This is a genomic window from Dyadobacter luticola (assembly GCF_005860805.1).
Lineage (GTDB): Bacteria > Bacteroidota > Bacteroidia > Cytophagales > Spirosomataceae > Dyadobacter > Dyadobacter luticola.
The window spans coordinates 1,223,454-1,243,090 of record NZ_VCEJ01000002.1 but is presented as its reverse complement, the minus strand read 5'-3'; the positions used below and the strand labels follow the sequence as shown (position 1 = coordinate 1,243,090).

At 47.8% G+C, this 19,637-nt stretch carries 10 protein-coding genes; 4 read left to right on the top strand and 6 right to left on the bottom strand.

The window, feature by feature from the left end; all coding sequences use genetic code 11:
* Positions 1-109: 109 nt before the first annotated feature.
* The 4 genes from FEN17_RS05250 to FEN17_RS05235 form a co-directional block, all read right to left on the bottom strand.
* Positions 110-1,207 carry a FecR family protein gene (locus FEN17_RS05250; protein WP_138364227.1) on the bottom strand — a complete coding sequence of 366 codons (1,098 nt, stop codon included), beginning with the start codon at positions 1,205-1,207 and terminating at the stop codon, positions 110-112.
* A 133-nt stretch (positions 1,208-1,340) separates the two neighbouring features.
* On the bottom strand, positions 1,341-1,946 hold the full coding sequence (locus FEN17_RS05245) for an RNA polymerase sigma factor (protein WP_138364226.1): 606 nt from the start codon (positions 1,944-1,946) through the stop codon (positions 1,341-1,343).
* 151 nt (positions 1,947-2,097) lie between these two features.
* Entirely contained in the window at positions 2,098-4,089 is a 1,992-nt protein-coding gene (locus FEN17_RS05240; RefSeq protein ID WP_138364225.1) for a plastocyanin/azurin family copper-binding protein, read from the bottom strand.
* 39 nt (positions 4,090-4,128) lie between these two features.
* Positions 4,129-5,856, bottom strand: a complete 1,728-nt coding sequence (locus tag FEN17_RS05235) for a 3-keto-alpha-glucoside-1,2-lyase-like domain-containing protein (RefSeq protein ID WP_138364224.1) — start codon at positions 5,854-5,856, stop codon at positions 4,129-4,131.
* A gap of 881 nt (positions 5,857-6,737) precedes the next feature.
* On the opposite strand from FEN17_RS05235, the gene FEN17_RS05230 reads away from it, so the two are divergent.
* From FEN17_RS05230 to FEN17_RS05220, 3 genes are all read left to right on the top strand, one after another.
* The gene (locus FEN17_RS05230; protein ID WP_138364223.1) at positions 6,738-9,896 is read left to right on the top strand and encodes a SusC/RagA family TonB-linked outer membrane protein; all 3,159 of its coding nucleotides are present in this window, start codon (positions 6,738-6,740) and stop codon (positions 9,894-9,896) included.
* A gap of 45 nt (positions 9,897-9,941) precedes the next feature.
* Positions 9,942-11,537, top strand: coding sequence for a SusD/RagB family nutrient-binding outer membrane lipoprotein (locus FEN17_RS05225; protein ID WP_138364222.1), 1,596 nt, complete (start codon positions 9,942-9,944; stop codon positions 11,535-11,537).
* A 118-nt stretch (positions 11,538-11,655) separates the two neighbouring features.
* Positions 11,656-12,927: a T9SS type A sorting domain-containing protein gene (locus tag FEN17_RS05220; protein WP_138364221.1), complete on the top strand. Its 1,272-nt coding sequence runs from the start codon at positions 11,656-11,658 to the stop codon at positions 12,925-12,927.
* A gap of 25 nt (positions 12,928-12,952) precedes the next feature.
* Here the strand turns inward: FEN17_RS05220 and polA are convergent, their stop codons facing one another.
* On the bottom strand, positions 12,953-15,835 hold the full coding sequence (polA, locus tag FEN17_RS05215; protein WP_138364220.1) for a DNA polymerase I: 2,883 nt from the start codon (positions 15,833-15,835) through the stop codon (positions 12,953-12,955).
* Between the two features lie 198 nt (positions 15,836-16,033).
* On the opposite strand from polA, the gene FEN17_RS05210 reads away from it, so the two are divergent.
* Complete coding sequence (locus FEN17_RS05210) at positions 16,034-18,178, top strand: S9 family peptidase (RefSeq protein ID WP_138364219.1); 2,145 nt, start codon at positions 16,034-16,036, stop codon at positions 18,176-18,178.
* A gap of 64 nt (positions 18,179-18,242) precedes the next feature.
* Here the strand turns inward: FEN17_RS05210 and FEN17_RS05205 are convergent, their stop codons facing one another.
* Positions 18,243-19,529 carry an O-acetylhomoserine aminocarboxypropyltransferase/cysteine synthase family protein gene (locus tag FEN17_RS05205; RefSeq protein ID WP_138364218.1) on the bottom strand — a complete coding sequence of 429 codons (1,287 nt, stop codon included), beginning with the start codon at positions 19,527-19,529 and terminating at the stop codon, positions 18,243-18,245.
* Between the last annotated feature and the right edge of the window lie 108 nt (positions 19,530-19,637).

Here is a 19,637-nt window from a genome sequence, read left to right as displayed (position 1 = left end):
CCTTTAAAAGGCGTTTTTACCGGGAGGTTGAGTCAGTGGTGGTGCGAACATCACTGGCTCTTTCAAAGGATTCAGTAGCGTTTCTATATCATAGGCAGAGGGTTTGTTTTTAATTACAACCTTTTGAAACAAGCATAATCTGGCCGTTGATCATCTCATAGCTCGCGCCGATCGCCTCACAAATCGCATTCATACGCTGTTTCAATGTTTCATCGTCAAACTGGGCGCTGATGGCGCAGTTCGCCAGCGTTTCGGCATTATAAATGATCACGATCCCGTAGGTTTTTTGCAAAGCCTGCAAAACTTCCGTCACCGGCTTGTCGTCGAAAACCTGATCTTTTTGCGAAATGGATTCGGAAAGCAGCTGCGGCTGCGATACCATTCCTTTTTCGAGCCGGTTTTCCTTGCGGATAAATACCGCCTGCTGGTTAGGATTAAGGACTACGCCTGCCATTTTGGGCGTCTCGCCGGCAGCCGTTTCGTAAGCTTTTTTAGGATAAACAGACACCCGGCCTGTTTTCACCACCACCAGCACTGTATTGTCGTCGTCGAATGCTTTCACGCGAAAACTCGTACCGAGCACTTTGGTCACGGTTTCATTGGTATAAACCAGGAATGGCTGGGCTGGATTTTTCGCCACGTCAAAAAATGCTTCACCTGTCAAATACACCCGACGCTCTTTTGCATCAAATTTTTTCGGGTACCTGATCGTGCTGCCTTTTGATAATGTTGCTACGCTGTTATCCCCCAGCAAAATGGTCATTTCCACCGCTGAATTGTTCACCCGCACCTGCATCACTTCTTCCTTTATTTGCTCAAAAGGCGCTTTTTCAGCGATTTCAACCGGCGATTTGTGCGTGTAATAAAGCAAAGCCAAGCCCGAAACCAGCACCACCGCAGCGGCCGATTTCCACAATGCGGGCCAGTAAATAATGCGGTCGGAAGCAGGTTCTTTTCTTGCTTCCGCCAGGCGCACAATTTCTTCTACTTCAAACTCGACCTGGTTGTCGGTAAGGTCGTCGCCGTAAAGGTTGTGCACCGCATTCACCAGTTCCCGCGCGCGGGCCACGGCATCAGCTCGTTCCGGATTTTCGTTCAGCCACTGCTGCCAGAAAGAGGTGATCTCGGGAGTAGGCGCAAGCACCCAGCGCCGGAACATGTCGTCCGCAGCCAGTTCTTCGACCGAATACATTCGGTAATTAATCATGGGGTAAAAATATTGTCAGGATAGTGGGATGAGTTTGTATGCCTCTTTTGTATGTATGTCAGGTTTTTGGCCGGGGATAACCAAAAAATTGAAAATTTTTTTGAAATAATGCTATTGGGGATTTTGGCGAACGCTAGCAGCTAAAAGTCAGCAGCCAGAGAAACGCGGTCGGCATCCAGATTTCCTTGATTTCCTTTAATGTGCGGTACAAAAGGTTGGAGACACTCTGGCGGCCCAGTCCCATAATCTGGGCAATGTCTTCGTTTTCAAGGTTCTGGTAAAAGCGGAGATAAATGATTTCCTGCTGGCGTTTGGAAAGCAGCGAAATGATCTTTTGCAGGCGGCCACTTTGATAAGCCATGTTTTCGTCTGCAATAATGTGGGCCTCAATGCAGGAATCCGCCTGATCGTCATCAAAAAACGCAGCTTCTGGTTCCTGGAAGCGCTTCAACCGGATCGATTCCTTGATCAGCTTGTGTCGGAGCGCTTTCAGCAGATAGGATTTCACAAAAGCCGTTTCCGACAAATGTGCGCGGCGTTCCCAGAGGTCGAGGTACAGTTCCTGGATCGTGTCACGGATAAAATCGGGATCGGAAGTGAATTTGGTGGCGTAATTGTAAAGTGCGCGGTAATGTACCTGCGCAAGCTGCCCGAGCGCATCGGAATCACCGTCTTTGAAACGTTTCCAAAGCCGGATGTTAACATCATAAAGGTCCGATATGTGACTTGGGTGGCTCAAATCCGTAAAGGCATTGTTTTATTTAATCATCGAATTATGCTAACCAAAGTAAGGCGCAAATTTATTCTCCTTGCAGCGGAAGCGTATTTATTTTAATAAAAAAACAGAAAAACGCCCCGCCGGAAAAAAGGCCCAGCGGGACGAAATGTATTTATTTCACCACTTTCAATTTGCCCTGCATCAGGGTGTAGTGGCCAGGGAATGTGCACACATACTGGTAGTTACCAGGCTGCTTGGGTGCAACAAAGTAAATCGACTCCGTTTTTTCGGGTTCCACAATGTTGGTATGGAACAAAACATCATCGGTTCTTGGGACATAGCTTAGTTCCGAACCTTTCAAACCCAGATTTAAACCAGCTTCACCCACTGCATTTAATTTGCCAGGCTTTGTAATCACCAGGTTGTGCAGCATATCATCATTATTATTGAAAACAACCCGGATGCGGCTGCCAGCTTTCACCTGAATTTCTGAGATATCGAATTTCAAGCCCGGCACCGTGCCGATCGTGATCGTCTGGTCAGGACCGCTGGTCCAGCTGGCCGGCATTTCGGTGACACGTTTTGCAGAAGGTGCTGTGTTCGCAGCATCGGCGGTTGCCATGTTATGCGCGCTGTGATCGACAGTTGCTTTTACAGTAGTCGTAAATTGGGAAGGATTGATCGCGGTTCCGGAAGCAATTTCATTCAATGTGTAGTAACCGATCGAATGCAGCAATGAATTTCCGTCAGCCGCCTTGATACCTTCCGCTTTGATCTCATGAATGTATCCCTTGCGCAGCTTCGCCGGGTCTACCACCAGGCGAACGCGCATGCCATCTTCTGAAACCACAATCCCTTTCAGCGGTACCTCCTCGGTATTGACGATCGGGCTGCCGTAGGTCTGGTGGTATTTATAGGTAAAACTGTTGAGCTTGTAAGATTCCTGGTCGGCCGCTGCTTTTTTGTCCACAGCCGTCGTGAATGTGATCTCAAAACCATCCGGCATTGACCGCACGGTTTTCATTTCAAAAGGCATTTTACCGGTCCACGCCAGTCTTTGAATGCCAAACTCCGACTTACCCGTAGCCGACCATCCGCGGCTGGTTTGACCTACAAAAAGAGAGCCGTCCAAACCCCATTCAAGACGCAGGATACCAGACATAAAACCTTCGCGGAAAGGAAAAACGGTTCCCTGCCACACGCCATTTACTTTTTCCAGGTCCACACGGGTAATAATGCTGTGCCCCTGGTCGCCCACGAACATTTGTCCTGTAAAAGGTCCGAACGCTCCGGAAGTAACGTCTTCTTTAAAATCGGAAGTAGAGATCCCGACCAATGTGTGCGGGAACCATACAGCCGGCGGCTTCAAACCTTTCACGCGTTTCGCCACGTCGTAAAGCGGCTCACCGGTGTTGGGAATGTCATCAGGCGTCAGTTTCACCGGCGAGCCTTCTTCCTTGCTCCATCTCAAACCGGCCGGGTTACCCGCAAAATCGCCTTTTTCCAAATGCGTCATCCGGCCCGAGCCTACCCAGTCGCCCTGGTTTTCGGTATAAAAAATGTCGCCTTTATAAGAGCCAAAGCCCGACGGAGAGCGAAGTCCGGTCGCGAAAGGCGTCAGTTTTCCATCTTCGCCCAGTTTCAGCATCCACCCGCGCCATTTCGACTGGCTGGCGCCGCGGCCTACCCAGTCGAGGTTCAATGTAACCAGCAGCTCGCCATTTGGCATAGGTACAGGTCCGTAAGAATATTGGTGGTAATTACCTGACAGCGGCCATTTTGCAAAAGAATCATACACATCGGCCACGCCATCATTGTCCGAATCCACCAGCCGGGTTACTTCACCACGCTGGGATACCAGGAAATCTTTGCCGCGGTATAACAAGCCCAGCGGCTCGTGCAGGCCAGACGCAAACCGGTGAAACGAAGGCTTGCCGTCGCCTTTCAGGTATGGGTTGCCAATCATCCAAACTTCGCCCCGTCGGGTAGAAGTCGCCAGGCGGCCGTCGGGTAAAACCTGCATACCGCCCACTTCCATTTTAATGTTGTCCGGAATGGGGATGGTAATGATCCGGTAAAAATCGTCTTCCTTATTGGGTTTCGATTGCGCATAAACGTTGGCGCAGCCCAGGGAAATGAGAGAAGCTAAAAGAATATTTTTCATTGATTTGAAATCGGAATGTCTTGAAAATGATGGGAACAACTACCAGAACATGGAATAAGTCGTGGTACCGGACACAGGCAGGATCAGCTCGCTGGTCTCGCCGGTCGGGCGGATCGTCGCTTTCGCCTTTTTATCAACCATGATATACAGCTTGTCGTCGATCTGGTAAAGTCCTTTTTCGACTTCCACGATCTGCTTGCCGCTGGCGAGCAGGGAGTAAAGCGGCGACTGCGAGGTGCCTTCCACTTTCAATGTGCGCGTCATGTTGTTGCCGGTAGATACGAGTTCGTCCGAAACCGTCGCCGAACCCACGGAATATCTGAAAACCGGGTAACCCTGCGACTGGATTTTGTAGCCGAGGAAGTTAATGTTGGAAGAATCTGGCCACGCTGCGTTCGCATTTTCCAAAGTTGCAAAGCTGCTCCTGCCTGAAATGTGGACATTCAAACCAGCCGGAAAAAGCAATTGCGGCTCGCCGCGCTCGTACCACATTTCGGTGACGTCGGCAAACTGTCCGCGCCAGGCTTGTACCAATGCGCCGCGGTTGAGGTCCACCGTATAATTCCAGCCGTCCGGGCTGCCGACCGAGATACAATGTGTGCGTTTGTATTTTTCGCCGGGAAGCAGGATGAATGAGCGCACCATTTCGGGACGCATGTCCGGGGTGACGCTGATGTATGGTTTTGGCTCAGGCTCAGGCAAAGAAGAAAGTGTGTGCAGGTCGTAGGGACGGATACCCGCTTTTTCTACGCGCAGGCCCAGCGCAGGCTGCCGCCAGGGGAATCTGGAATAATGTATTTTAAAGCGGTGCTTGCCTTGGGTCAGGTTTACAGATCCGGTATGTGTTTCCTGAGAAGTGCTTTCGCCGCCTGCCAGGACACTTTTTCCATCCACATCCACATTGAAAAGCGGGCCGGAGTAAATGCTGGTAAAAATGTAGTCGCCTGCTTCCGCCACTTCCATATCGCCTTCATATACCAGGTGAAATTCACGCATGCCGTTGGTGACTTCCTGGGTCAGGATCGCAGTTTGACCTTCATGGTCGAGCTTGCTATAATCTTTTGCGTCCCATTTATCGGAGTAAACTTTGTAAGTCAGATTAGATAATGTGAGCGGCTTGCGGCTTGCCAGCAGCTGGTAGCCAATGTTGCGGAATGCGATGGTGCCCTTTGTGACTTCAAAAGAAATCGGCTGGCCGTCGGTAGCAGGTTTCGAATTGGGGAGATAAATGGTTTCCAGGATTGTGACGCCATTTAATGATAAGGAATTCAGTCTGGCGGAATTAGCCACATGCGGAACCGAAGCATCGTAAGTCAGTTCGATCGTCTGCCACAAGCCAGCTGCTTTCGCGGCATTTTGTGTCGGAAACTGGCCGACATAGCCAGAAGTTGTCACCCCGGTAACTTTTTGTTTGCTGCTATCCGAAATGCGGACTTTTTGGCCGCCGGGCAGGATAATGCTGCCCTCTGCATCGGGCGAAACCATGAATTCTGCATAAAGACGCAGATCACTTGCTTTCAATTTAGTCGTAATCACGCTGCCCGTAGTTCCGACCAGGATGCCTTCGCCGGAGGAAATTTTTGGTTTGGTAGCGCCAGTAGGATGGATTGCAATGCCACCCTGCACGGACCAGTTAGGCTTGCCGCCTTCGAAGGAGCTGAGGTCTTTAAGGGAAAGAGGGGAGTAATTTCCTTTGACCATCTGCCCCAAAACAAGGACGGGACTTGCCAGACAAAGGAGGCAGGCTTTTATAAAAAAGTGACGCATCGGATATATTAAGTGTAATGTTTACAATTAAAAAGCGAAGTTCGCACTTTTTTCCACTAATATATCCGGAAATTTTATAATTAATTTTCAAGAAATAAGGACATAACAAAGAGATAACCGACTGTCGGATTTTGAAGGATGACTTATCTATTCTTTGAAAATCTGGCTTGACCGAAACAACATTAATTCCAATCAAATGTATCCAGGCACCCTTTAAGGATGAAATCCCGATTGGCTTTTTTCGGGTAAAAGTTTAACTATATTAAAAATTGGCTGGTCAGTCGCTAACTGGCCTGGGCTGTTATTACGCAGGTTACTATACGACTTTCCCGGGTTGCGTTTGTATTCGTAGTCACAGGATTATCGGATTGACCAATTTATAAAAAAATCTCTTTACCAATTCCAATATAAAATTGCAATCTGGAAAGTAAATGATGATTTGTAACCGTAAACTACTTATAACTAGTGCGGTAACTTTTGAATTTCCCGTATTTTTTGTCCCGCAAAATTTTTAGATTTAACACTTTCAATTCTCAATTTCAGAGGCGAGCGCGATTTCTTTCGCGTGATATACCGGCAGGCATTCACCTGGGACAGGTTAATTTCTGGTCGCTTTTGTAAAAATCAGTTTCCGGCATCCGCCGCACGGGTCAGCCACATTTGTTTATAGTATGTTAATAAATACTTAACATCAAAAATCCGCCAAAACCGGACTTTTGCATTTTGGTAAGCGAGTTTTCAATGCTCTTTCCTTAACAATAAACAATTAAACAATTGCGCTCATGATGAAACCTTTTTACTCAAACTTGCGGCTGGATGTTCTCAGACGAAGTAGGCAGGCTCTCTTTTTGCTTGCCTTTGTACTTCTCTCACAGCTTACTATGGCTCAGGTGGTTATCACTGGTCAGGTGAAGTCCAAAGAAGACGGGCAACCGATCCCGGGTGTCAGCATTATTGCAAAAGGCACTACGAACGGTACGATCACAGACGCAGAAGGAAATTACAAGCTGGACATCAGCAACAATGTGTCGACGGTCATTTTTTCATTCCTGGGTTTCTCTACGCAGGAAGTTGCGGTCAACGGACGTAGCGTAGTCGATGTAGAGCTGAGCGCCGACTTGCGCCAGCTTAACGAGGTGGTGGTCACTGCCTTAGGTATCAAAAAAGATGTCAGAAGAATCGGTGTGGCGATCCAGACCGTGGACGGAAGTGCAACGGTAAAAGCCCGCGAACCCAACGCGATCAATGCTTTGGCGGGTAAAGTGGCCGGTTTGACGGTGGGTGTGCAGCAGGAAATGTTGCGCAAGCCGAACATTCAGCTGCGTGGTAATACCGACGTACTTTTTGTTGTAGACGGTGTGCCCGTTAACTCCGATACCTGGAACATCAGCCCTGACGACATTGATACTTATTCGGTTCTGAAAGGTGCTTCTGCATCAGCACTTTACGGTTTCCGTGGTAAAAATGGTGCGATCCTGATCACGACTAAACGCGGTACCAAAGACAAGCGCGGATTTTCCGTTGATTTCAATTCATCGACGATGGTTGACAACGGTTTTTACGCAATTCCAAAGGTTCAGGACCTTTACGGACCTGGTGACCACGGTCGTTATGCTTTCGGTGACGGTAAAGGGGGTGGTTTGAATGATGGCGATTACGATGGCGGCTGGGGACCTAAATTTGAAGGCCAGCTGATCCCGCAGTACGACAGCCCTGTGGATCCGGTGACGGGTGTAAGACAAGGCACGCCGTGGGTAGCACGCGGTAAAGACAATTTGAGCCGCTTTTTGCAGCCAGGTTTGTTGTCGACCAACAACATTTCAGTTTCGGCCAGCGGTGAAAAATACAACCTGCGTTTCTCAACTTCACACATTCACCAGAAGGGTATCGTTCCAAATACAAAGCTGAACATTACCAACTTCAACATTACGGCGGATTACAATTTCTCCAAGAAGCTGACATTCAACTCGTCTCTGCAATACAACCGCCAGTATACGCCGAATATTCCTGACGTGAACTACGGTCCTAACTCGATCATTTACAACATCGTATTGTGGGCTGGTGCTGACTGGAACGTGGACGATATGCGCAACTACTGGCAGCCTGGAAAAGAAGGTACGCAGCAGATCTACGCAGAATATCAGCGCTACAACAACCCGTATTTCATGAGCTACGAGTGGCTCCGGGGTCACCAGAAGTCGGATATCATCGGTCAGGCGGCCATGACTTACAAGTTTACTGACTTCCTGGAAGCCAGCTTCCGGTCGCAGATCAACACTTGGAGCATGTTCCGTAACGAGAAAATGCCTTACTCTGCCGGTGCTTATGGCCGTGACGAGCGTCGTGGTGACTACCGTGAAGACCGCCGGAACCTGTTTGAAAACAACACCGACCTTTTGATTAAGTTCGACAAGGACATTGTGCCAGGTTTGAATGCGAAAATCTGGGGTGGCGGTAACATTCGCAGTTTTGAGTACAATTCACAGTACACTTCTACGGATTATCTGAACGTACCGGGCCTGTATAACTTTGCGAACTCGGCTAACCCGGTAAAAAGTACCAACTTCCGCTCTGATATGCGGGTGGCTTCGGCTTACTATTCTGCGGATTTCACGATCAAGGATTTCCTGACGATTTCTACAACAGGTCGTATGGATAAGCTGTCTACGCTTCCAAAAGGTAACAACGTGTTCTTCTATCCATCGGTCGCATTATCGACCGTGATCTCGGATTACACTACATTGCCGGAGGTGATTTCTTTCCTGAAACTGCGTGGTTCTTATGCAAATGTGAAAGATGGTTTGACCTCGGCGAACATTGGTGCGACGCCTAATACGGATTACTTCCTGGGTTATGGCGAGCAGTACAGCTCTTCTTACGGCGGTCCTAGCTATCAGAACTCTGCGGTTTACTCCACACCATTTGCCTACAACAACAAGCCGGCGGCCTATTTTACTAATACCATCAATAACCCGAGCCTGGTGCCGAGCACAACTTCACAAACTGAATTCGGTTTGGATTTACGTGTGCTGCAAAACCGTATCGGACTGGATGTTGCTTATTATATTTCAAATGACGGCCCAAGTATTTTCGCATTGCCGATCTCGTCTACGACAGGTTATACCGCTGCTTTGGTAAATGGTATCAAAACACGTAAAAACGGTCTTGAAATCTCTTTAACAGGCTCTCCGCTGAAAAGCGACAAAGGTCTTAACTGGGATATCGTAGCGAACTATTCGACCTACAAACAAGTACTTACCGACATTTATCCAGGCCAGGACAAGCTGAACACTTATTTCAAAGTGGGCGATAGGATGGACAAATTCTACGGTGGTGCTTTTGCAAAAACCGCTGACGGACAGATCATTAATGATGCATCAGGTCGTCCGATCTATACCAACACGCCGCGCTATTTGGGTAACGCCAATTCCAAATTTGTTTTCGGTATCAACAACAAATTCTCTTACGGAAACTTCAACCTGGGCTTCCAGTTTGACGGACGTATCGGCGGTGTGATTTCCAATTACATCCAGAAACAAACATTCCGCGGTGGTCGCCACATTGAGCTCATCCAAGGACAACTGGGCGCTTCGCGTGAGACGGATTACGAGGCATTTAAAAACAATACCGAGAACAAAACTTACGTAGGACCGGGTGTTCAGGTGGTGGATGGAACTGCATTGAATTTTGATGCGGACGGTAACATTACCAACCTGTCTGAACTGAAATTCAAGCCAAATGCGACGGCGCAAAACGTGCAGGACTGGGTGAGCCGGTACTACAACTCTGACGAAGGTAACCTGATGAGCCGCTCTTTCGGTATGCTCCGCGAGGTGGTGATCGGATATCGTTTCCCTGCCAAAATGCTGGAAAGAAGCAAGTTTATCCGTGCCGCGTCAGTTTCGCTGGTAGGACGTAACCTGCTCTATTTTGCTGAGAAAAAAGACGTGGACCTGAACCAGTACATTACCGACGGTGGCTCTGGCTTGCAGACGCCTTCTGTACGTCGCTACGGTATCAATGTGAACTTGTCATTCTAATCCTTCGTCCAAGACAGATTATTTCAAAAAATCCCATTCTGAACAATGAAATTCAATCATAAACTTATCGGATTGTGCGCTGCTTTTGCCCTGTCGCTGACGGGCTGCGAGAGAAGCTTTGAAGAACTCGAAAAAGATCCGAACCGGCCTGTAACTGCTCCCGCGTCACTGGTTTTACAAGGCATCGAGTTTGATATGTATGACGATACCGGAAGACCTTTCAGCGATGAAATGCGCTGGAACCAGTTTTACGCGATCAATTACAACTACTATGGAAACAATGAGTATACCTGGTCATCTTTTGTAGACCACTATTCAACATTGAAAAATGTAGTGAAAATGGAGGAAGAGGCCAAGCGCGCTGGTTTGGCTGATGTCAACCCTTACACGGCGGCGGGCAAGTTTTTCCGCGCATTCTTTTTCGACCAAATGTCGGTTCGTGGCGGAGACATTCCTGTGAGCGAGGCTTTGAAAGGGCTTGAAACACTGACTCCGAAATATGACTCTCAGAAGGATGTGTATATGCAGATTCTTTCTTTGCTGGATCAGTCAAATGCAGAGTTTGCATCGCTGATCACGCAGGGTAACAACTCGCTGGCAGGTGATTTTTACCTGGGCGGCGACTTGGCTAAATGGCAGAAAGTGGTGAACGCGCTGCGTTTACGTATTCTGATCCGTTTGAGTAAAAAAGAAGCAGAAGCCGGCATGAATGTAAAAGCGCAATTTGCCGAAATGCTGACCAACCCGACTAAATATCCTTTGATGTCGGGCATGGCGGATAACCTGCAATTTGTTTCCAACACATTCAATAAGTACCCATCGAACCCGGATAACTTCGGTTTCGACGCGACCCGCCAGAACATGGCGCAGACTTATGTTGGTTTGCTGACTGCCCGCCAGGATCCACGCGTGATGGTTACGACCGAGCCTGCCGGTGCGCAGTTGAAAGCAGGTAAAAAGCCGTCTGATTTCTCCGCATTCATTGCAGCAAGTTCAGGCGAGGACCTTTCGGATATGTCCAATAAAGCTGGAAAAGATAATGGTGCAGGTTTTGCGCCGGGCGAATATTCTTTCCAGAGCCGGTCGAGATATTATTCTAACTACGTAGGTGAGAGCACTTTCCTTGTGGGTTATCCTGAAATGTGCTTCAACATTGCGGAAGGTATCGCACGCGGCTGGGCCACCGGCAGCGCCGAAGACTGGTACAAAAAAGGTATCGTCGCTTCGCAGGAGTTTTACGGTGTAAAAACAGGCACATTGACGATGACGTACTCCAAAACCGGAGGCCGCGCCACATCTGATTTCGTGAACTACACCATCAACTTCGATTTCAATACTTACTACGCGCAGCCACTGGTAAAATACGCGGGAAACAACATTTCGGGCATCGAGCAGATCGTAACGCAGAAGTACCTGGCATTCTTCATGAACTCGGGTATGGAAGCCTATTTCAACTACATCCGCACCGGTTTTCCAAAATTCATGACCGGCGTAGGAACCGGCAACTCCGGCCGCATCGCCGTCCGCTGGCAATACCCATACACCGAGCGTACGACTAACGAAGCGAACTATAAAGCTGCGATTCAGAGCCAGTTTGCTGGGAAGGATGATATTAATCAGGCACTTTGGTTGTCGAAGTAGGAGGGTAGTTTTTTATAAATGATTAAAGGTCTGGAAATCAACTTCCAGACCTTTTTTATGACGGGAGTAGGAAAGGCAATTTTTATGCTCTCTATGTAACCAACTTAAACATACTAACATGAAAACTATATTACTCACTATTGGTTTTGCAGTATTTTCGATTTTTGGTGTTATGGCGCAATGTCCAACATCCGATCTGACGATAGGCTCACAAGCCCAGCTTGATAATTTTAAAATACTTTATCCGAATTGTACGGAGTTTGGCCATAGCATTACAGTCGATGGCCCATCGATCACGAACTTGAATGGACTTAGCAATCTGACTAAGCTCTACAGCTTGTATTTGGCTTATGTCGATGTGACAAGTTTATCTGCTTTATCAAATCTTGTCGAGGTCTCTAATCTCGGAATTGCGGGATGTCTTTCACTCACAAGTCTTGCCGGACTGGAAGGTCTGAAACGCATTGAATATGGCTTTATGATTAATGAGTCACCTATCGCCTCATTGGAGCCGCTCAGCAACGTAACTTTCATGGGATCACTGAATCTTCGAGCGTCTACGCTGACTAACCTGCACGGTTTGGAAAATGTGAAAGAAATGATGAGCCTGAGCCTAGTTTCTAATCCCAGTCTGGAAAACATTGACGCTATTGACAATGTGAAATTTGTCGATGACCGTGTCTTAGGAGAGGCCTATTTCCGGCTTGAATTGGTACAAAATGACTTGTTGACCGATTGTTCCAATGAGGTTGTTTGCCATGCAGCGCTCACAGATGGTGCAGAATATATAAATTGGTTCGTTCAGGGTAACGGCGAAGGTTGTACTACTAAAGCTCAGCTTAAAGAAATGTGCATCGAAGCGCTGCCCGTACAACTTGTTAATTTTGAAGGAATGCGTTTGGATAACGGTAACGTGCAACTGACCTGGGCGACTACTTCAGAAGTTGACAGTAAGTCTTTTGAAATTCAAACCGGATATAATGGGCGCTCCTGGGCGACCATTGGTAAAGTGAATGCGCAAGGGCAAAGCGGGTCCACTATTCAATACACTTTCACGGATAAGCATCCTCTAAATGAGCGTAATCTTTATCGTTTAAAGATGGTAGATATCGACAACACATTTACTTTTTCAAAAATTATCAATGTGAAAAATATAAACGTCTCGGAGGCAAGCATCTATCCTAATCCGGTCACCGAAAACGTAAGAATACCTGGTGCGGAGCTTATTTCATCAGCTAAGATATTAGACATCAATGGAAAGGAAATCTACAAATCCGCCGGAAATCCGGGTTCTGAAATAAGCACAAAACAACTGCCGGCCGGCGTTTTTATTCTTTCATTGGAGAAACAAGACGGCAGCATAAGCCGATTTAAGTTTGTTAAAAAATAGGATGAAATTACCGGTTGGAGGCGCATCAATGCGCCTCCAGCCAGTTCGCACCAACACCAATCCCCGTTTCCATCCTTACTGCCATCGGAATCGCATTCCGCATCAGCTCATCGACCCTTTCTTTAAGCAAATCAATCTCATCCCGATGCGCATCGAAGACGAGTTCATCATGCACCTGCAAGATCATCCTTGATTTCAGTTTTTCCGCGGCCATCCAGTCATGAATGTTGATCATCGCAACTTTAATCATATCGGCCGCGGAGCCTTGGATCGGGGCGTTGATGGCGTTTCGTTCCGCGTAGCCGCGGTTGGTTTGGTTTCTTGAATTTATGTCTGGCAGGTAGCGGCGGCGGCCTAAAATAGTTTCTACAAATTCTTTTTCGCGGGCGTTGTTAACGATCCGGTCCATGTATCCCTTTACGGCCGGGAATTCTTCAAAATATGCCCGGATGATTTCGCTCGCTTCGCCGCGCGGGATACCCAACCTCTGCGAAAGACCAAAGGCTGAAATGCCGTAAATGATGCCGAAATTGACCATTTTGGATTTACGTCGCATATCCGAAGTCACTTCTTCCAGCGGTACTCCAAACACTTTGCTGGCCGTGGTCGCGTGAATGTCGCGGCCCTGGTTGAATGCTTCCGTCATACTCGTATCCCCGCTGAATGCCGCCATGATCCGCAGCTCGATCTGCGAGTAATCCGCCGAAAGGATCTGGAAATCGTCGGTATCGGGCACAAATGCCTTGCGGATTTCGCGGCCGCGGATGGTGCGAATCGGAATGTTCTGCAAGTTCGGGTTGGTAGAACTCAGACGACCCGTAGCAGCCACGGCCTGGTTATAAGAAGTATGAATGCGGCCAGTGCCACGATTTACCAGCAGCGGCAATGCATCTACATAAGTCGATTTTAATTTCTGCAACTCCCGGTAATCCAGGATTTTTCGCGCGATCACGTGGTTCGCTTCCAGGTCCGAAAGAATGTCTTCACCGGTCGCATATTGCCCGGTTTTTGTCTTCTTAGGCTTTTCGATCAATTTCATTTTTTCAAAAAGCACTTCACCCAGCTGCTTCGGCGAGCTAATGTTGAAGGATTGGCCAGCTGCCTCGTAGATCTCCGATTCCGTCTGCCGCAAATCAATTTCCAGCACGCCCGACATTTCCCTTAATGCATTGATATCCAACCGCACACCCGTACTTTCCATCGACGCCAGCACTTTCAATAAAGGCATTTCCACCTGGTAAAACAGTTTGGAAGCATTCACTTTCGGCAGCTCTTTGGAGAAAATCTCGTTGAGCTGAAAAGTAATGTCTGCATCCTCCCCGGCGTACTGTGTGATTTCAGGGATCGCCACGTCGCGCATTGTGCCTTGTTTTACGCCTTTTTTACCGATCAATGTCGTAATCGATACCGGCTCGTAATTGAGGTAAGAAGCTGCGAGAATGTCCATGCCGTGGCGTTTGTCAGGTTCCAGCAGGTAATGTGCCAGCATGGTATCGCTCATTTTTCCGTGTACTTCGATGCCGTAATTTTTCAAAACCAGCAGGTCATACTTAATGTTCTGCCCGATTTTTTCAATGTTCTCATTTTCGAAAACCGCGCGGAAATGCTCAACAATTTCCAGCGCTTTTTCCCGGTCAGCAGGCACTGGAATGTAGAATGCTTCTCCTGCCAAATAAGAGAAAGATAGTCCAACCAGCTCCGCGTCAATCGTATCCAGCGAAGTGGTTTCCGTATCAAAACAAAATGCGTCCTGCAAACCGAGATAATAGGCCAGGCTTTTCATCAGCTCCGGCGTGTCGACGGTATGGTATCTATGGAATGTATTGTCAATCTTCCGTCTGGTAGTAGGTATTTTCAGGTCTTCATAGGCTTGCTCCGGCGCGTCATCGTCGGCGATACCTTCGCTGATGATCGCCGGTTGTTTCCCAACTTCTTCGGTCGGGTTGCCAAAAAGGTCCAGCTGTCCCTTTTTTTCTTTGGCAGGTGCGCCAGGTCTTGCTATTACGGGAGAGAGCTGGCCGGTCGCGCTGATGCCAAGTACCCGCTGCTTCAAAGTTTTGAATTCCAGTTCATCAAAAAGCTCCACGACCAGATCCACATTGGGGCCGCACATCGTGAGGTCCTCCGCGTCGAATGGAACCGGCACCTGGCAATCGATCGTTGCAAGCTGCTTGCTCAGGATGGCTTTGTCAAAATTTTCGCGGATTTTCTCGCCCAGTTTTCCCTTGATTTCGTCCGCATGGGTGATCAGATTTTCGATGGTATCGTACTGTTCGATCAACTTTTGCGCGGTTTTTTCACCTACACCCGGTATGCCCGGAATGTTGTCGACGGCATCACCCATCAGTCCCAGCATATCGATCACCTGGTCGATCCGTTTGATCTGCCATTTCGCCAATATCTCGGGTACCCCCAGTTTTTCTGCGCTATTTCCTAAAAAAGCAGGTTTATACATATACACGTGCTCTTCCACCAGCTGCCCGTAATCTTTGTCCGGCGTCATCATAAACACCTCGAATCCTTCTCGCGACGCCTCTTTCGCGATGGTTCCAATCACGTCATCGGCCTCATACCCATCCAGTTCCAAAATAGGAATGCACATCGCTTTCAAAAGTCGCTTCACGAGTGGTATCGCCACGGTAATGTCTTCGGGCTGCTCCTGGCGCTGGGCTTTGTAGGCTTCAAACTGCACGTGTCTGAATGTCGGCGCAGAGGTATCGAATGCCACGCCGAGATGTGTGGGTTTTTCTTTTTGTAAAACTTCCAGCAATGTATTGGTAAATCCGAAAACCGCACTGGTATTCAGTCCTTTTGAAGTTATGCGGGGTGCTTTGATAAACGCGAAATGTGCGCGGTAGATCAACGCCATCGCGTCAAGAAGAAATAGTTTGTGAACGGGTTTGTCCATGAGGCCAATTTTTATCTAAATTCAAATATAGCGTAGTTCCCCGAGTGAAACCGATTGCAGCGGGATTTTTGTAGATTGGAGGTAAAAGCTATCACCATTACTGCCATTCAAAACTTTTTGCACATTTAAATAAAATTAAAAGTAGAATTCATTTAAAAAGTATACACCATTTTGAAAATATCATAAACCTGACGCGCAATGAGAATCATTTTACCGTTTTTAGCTGTTCTAATTTTTTCCTGTAATCAAAATAAAGAAGTGAAAGAAGCATATCAATGGCCGGACGTGAAGCCGCCCGTAGCAGAAAAGAAAGACCATGAAACTGGCATGCATGGCGACAAAAGAAATGATGAATACTACTGGATGGCCGATTTTTTCAGTAAAGGTCCGGATAGTACGAAGGTCGTGGATTACCTGATTGCCGAAAATGCATACACCGATACCATGATGGCGGGCACCAAAAAGTTTCAGGAAGACCTGTTTGCTGAAATGAAGGGCCGCATCAAGGAAAAGGATGAGTCGGTGCCGGTTTACAATGATGGATACTGGTACTACACTCGCAGCGAAGAGGGTAAACAATATTTCAAATACTGCCGGAAAAAAGGTACGCTGGACGCGCCGGAGGAGATTTTGCTCGACGTGGACAAAATGGCGGAGGGACATTCTTACTATTCCGCGTCGGGTTTCAGCATAAGTCCTGACAATAAACTGCTGGCTTTCGGGGTGGATACCGTTTCGCGCCGCGAGTACATTGCGCAGATCAAAAACCTGGAAACCGGTGAAATGATGCCTGACCAGATCCATAACACCGAACCCGGTTATCCTTGGGGCAATGATAACAAGACCTTTTTTTATACTTCTAAAAACCCGAAAACGCTGCTGAGCGAGAAAATCAAGCGGCATACATTGGGTACAGATGCAAGAAAGGATGTGGTGGTTTATGCTGAAAAGGACAAGAGTAATTACATCGGCGTCGGCAAAACCAAGTCTGAAAAGTACATTATGATTGGCTCGCGGGCGACCATGTCGTCGGAGTACCGCATTCTGGATGCGGATAAGCCGGATGGTGAGTTCAAGGTTTTTCAGCCGAGGATCAAAAACGTTTTGTACGAAATTGATCACCAGGACGACAAATTCCTGGTCCTGACCAACAAAGACGCGCTGAATTTCCGCCTGATGGAAACACCGGTGGAACAAACCGGCGTGGAAAACTGGAAGGATGTGATCCCGACCCGAAATGATGTGTTGCTGGAAGATATTGATGTGTTCAAGAACTTTCTGGTAGTGCAGGAGCGTAAAAACGGGCTTGTGCAGCTGCGCATCCGTAACATTCGTACGAATGCGGAACATTATGTCGATTTCGGCGAACCGGCCTATGATGTTTACGCCTCTGGAAATCCGGAATACGATACCAAAAACCTGCGCTACACTTATACTTCGCTTACCACGCCTAGCTCGGTTTACGACTACGACATGGAAACGAAGAAGAAAGATTTGAAAAAGAGGCAGGAAGTAGTAGGCGGCTACAACCCGGACGAGTACGTGACGGAGCGTCTATACGCAACAGCACGCGACGGGGTAAAGGTGCCGATTTCGCTGGTTTATAAGAAAGGCATGCCCAAAAGCGCCGATACCCCGATGCTGCTTTACGCGTACGGATCTTACGGTTATAGCACCGATGCGAGTTTCAGCAGCGGCCGGCTTTCTCTGCTCAACCGAGGCTTTATTTTTGCGATCGCGCACATTCGCGGCGGCCAGGAAATGGGGCGGAAATGGTATGAGGATGGCAAAATGTTCAAGAAGAAGAACACATTCAATGATTTCATAGACTGCGCCGAGTTTTTGATTAAAGAAAACTACACCTCGTCCAAACATTTATTTGCGGAAGGCGGCAGCGCGGGTGGCTTGCTGATGGGCGCTATCACCAACCTGCGTCCGGATCTCTGGCGCGGCATTATCGCCGATGTACCTTTCGTAGATGTGGTCACCACCATGCTGGATGAAAGCATTCCGCTGACAACCAACGAATTCGACGAGTGGGGAAACCCGACAAATAAAGCATCCTATGATTACATGAAATCGTACTCTCCCTATGATAATGTGGAGAAAAAGGCGTACCCTAATATGCTGGTGACCACCGGTCTGCACGATAGCCAGGTGCAGTATTTTGAACCGGCCAAGTGGGTAGCGAGATTAAGAACACATAAAACCGATAAGAATGTCTTGTTGCTCCACACCAACATGGACGCTGGCCACGGAGGCTCTTCGGGCAGGTTCGACTACCTGAAAGAAGTAGCACTGAGGTACGCATTTATGTTTGCGCTGGAAGGAAAGACGAAGTGAGTTTTGATTGAATGAGTGAATACAACATGATGTATTCACTCATTCAAAATTCATTCATTCAAAATCAAATTGCACCAATCGCCTGTTCTACATCCGCGATGATATCGTCGATGTGTTCGATTCCCAGTGAAATCCTGAGTTGTGTCGGGTGAACGCCCGCTGAGATTTGTTCCAGTTCGGATAGTTGCGAATGGGTTGTAGATGCAGGATGGATCACCAATGTTTTTACGTCGCCGACATTGGCAACATTACTGATCATTTTCAGATTGTCCACGAATTTCTCGGCCTGACTTTTATCGCCTTTTAATGTAAAAGATAAAACACCGCCAAATCCTCTCGTCAGGTACTTTTTGGCCAGTGCGTTGTATCTATTGCTTTCTAGACCGATATAATTGACGCTCTCCACTTTTTCATGCGTTTCCAGCCACTGCGCCAGTTTGAGCGCATTTTCGGCAATACGTTCTACGCGAAGGGAAAGCGTTTCAAGACCCTGCAAAAACAAGAATGAATTGAATGGAGATAGGGCAGGGCCCCAGTCCCGCAGGCATTCAACACGTGCGCGGATAATAAATTGAATGTTGCCAAATGGCCCGCCAATGCCGAAGACATCATTGTAAACCAGCCCGTGGTAACTGGGGGCTGGATCGGTAAACTGACGGAATTTACCATTTCCCCAATTGTAAGTTCCCGCATCCACAATCACGCCGCCGATGGATGTGCCATGGCCGCCGATCCATTTGGTCGCCGATTGTACCACCACATGCGCCCCATGTTTGATGGGCTGACAGATCGCGCCGGCCGCACCAAATGTGTTATCTACGATGAGCGGAAGGTCATATTTGGCTGCCAGTGCAGCAAATGCTTCGAAATCGGGCACGCTGTAACTTGGATTACCGATCGTTTCCAAATAAATGAACTTGGTTTTATCGTCAATCAGCTTTTCAAAGCTGCTCACATCGTCACCGTCGGCAAAACGGGCTTCTACCCCGATATTTTTAAAAGAATTTTTGAATTGATTGTAGGACCCGCCATAGAGAAAAGAAGTCGTTACAAAATTGTCACCGACCGTAGTAATGTTATTGATCGCGATAAACTGTGCCGAATGTCCCGATGCGGTGGCAAGTGCCGCTACTCCGCCTTCCAAAGCAGCCACTCTTTTCTCAAAAACATCATTCGTCGGATTCATGATCCGCGAGTAAATGTTTCCGAACTCCTTCAATGCAAAGAGGTTTGCCGCATGTTCGGCATTGTTGAACACATACGAAGTCGTCTGGTAAATGGGTACCGCACGTGAGTTTGTAGCTGGATCAGGCTCTTGTCCTGCGTGGAGTTGTAAGGTTTCAAATTTCATGGTTTGGAAACGTTATGGTGGATAAAACCCAAATGTATCAATAACAAAACAAAAGACTACCAGAATAGTAGTCTTTTGTTTGCCGTATAATAAATTGAACTATATCAG

Coding starts and splice junctions, on each gene's coding strand:
- FEN17_RS05250 (WP_138364227.1), bottom strand. CDS start 1,207: ATGATTAATTACCGAATGTATTCGGTCGAAGAACTGGCTGCGGACGAC.
- FEN17_RS05240 (WP_138364225.1), bottom strand. CDS start 4,089: ATGAAAAATATTCTTTTAGCTTCTCTCATTTCCCTGGGCTGCGCCAAC.
- FEN17_RS05235 (WP_138364224.1), bottom strand. CDS start 5,856: ATGCGTCACTTTTTTATAAAAGCCTGCCTCCTTTGTCTGGCAAGTCCC.
- FEN17_RS05230 (WP_138364223.1), top strand. CDS start 6,738: ATGGCTCAGGTGGTTATCACTGGTCAGGTGAAGTCCAAAGAAGACGGG.
- FEN17_RS05225 (WP_138364222.1), top strand. CDS start 9,942: ATGAAATTCAATCATAAACTTATCGGATTGTGCGCTGCTTTTGCCCTG.
- FEN17_RS05220 (WP_138364221.1), top strand. CDS start 11,656: ATGAAAACTATATTACTCACTATTGGTTTTGCAGTATTTTCGATTTTT.
- polA (WP_138364220.1), bottom strand. CDS start 15,835: ATGGACAAACCCGTTCACAAACTATTTCTTCTTGACGCGATGGCGTTG.
- FEN17_RS05210 (WP_138364219.1), top strand. CDS start 16,034: ATGAGAATCATTTTACCGTTTTTAGCTGTTCTAATTTTTTCCTGTAAT.
- FEN17_RS05205 (WP_138364218.1), bottom strand. CDS start 19,529: ATGAAATTTGAAACCTTACAACTCCACGCAGGACAAGAGCCTGATCCA.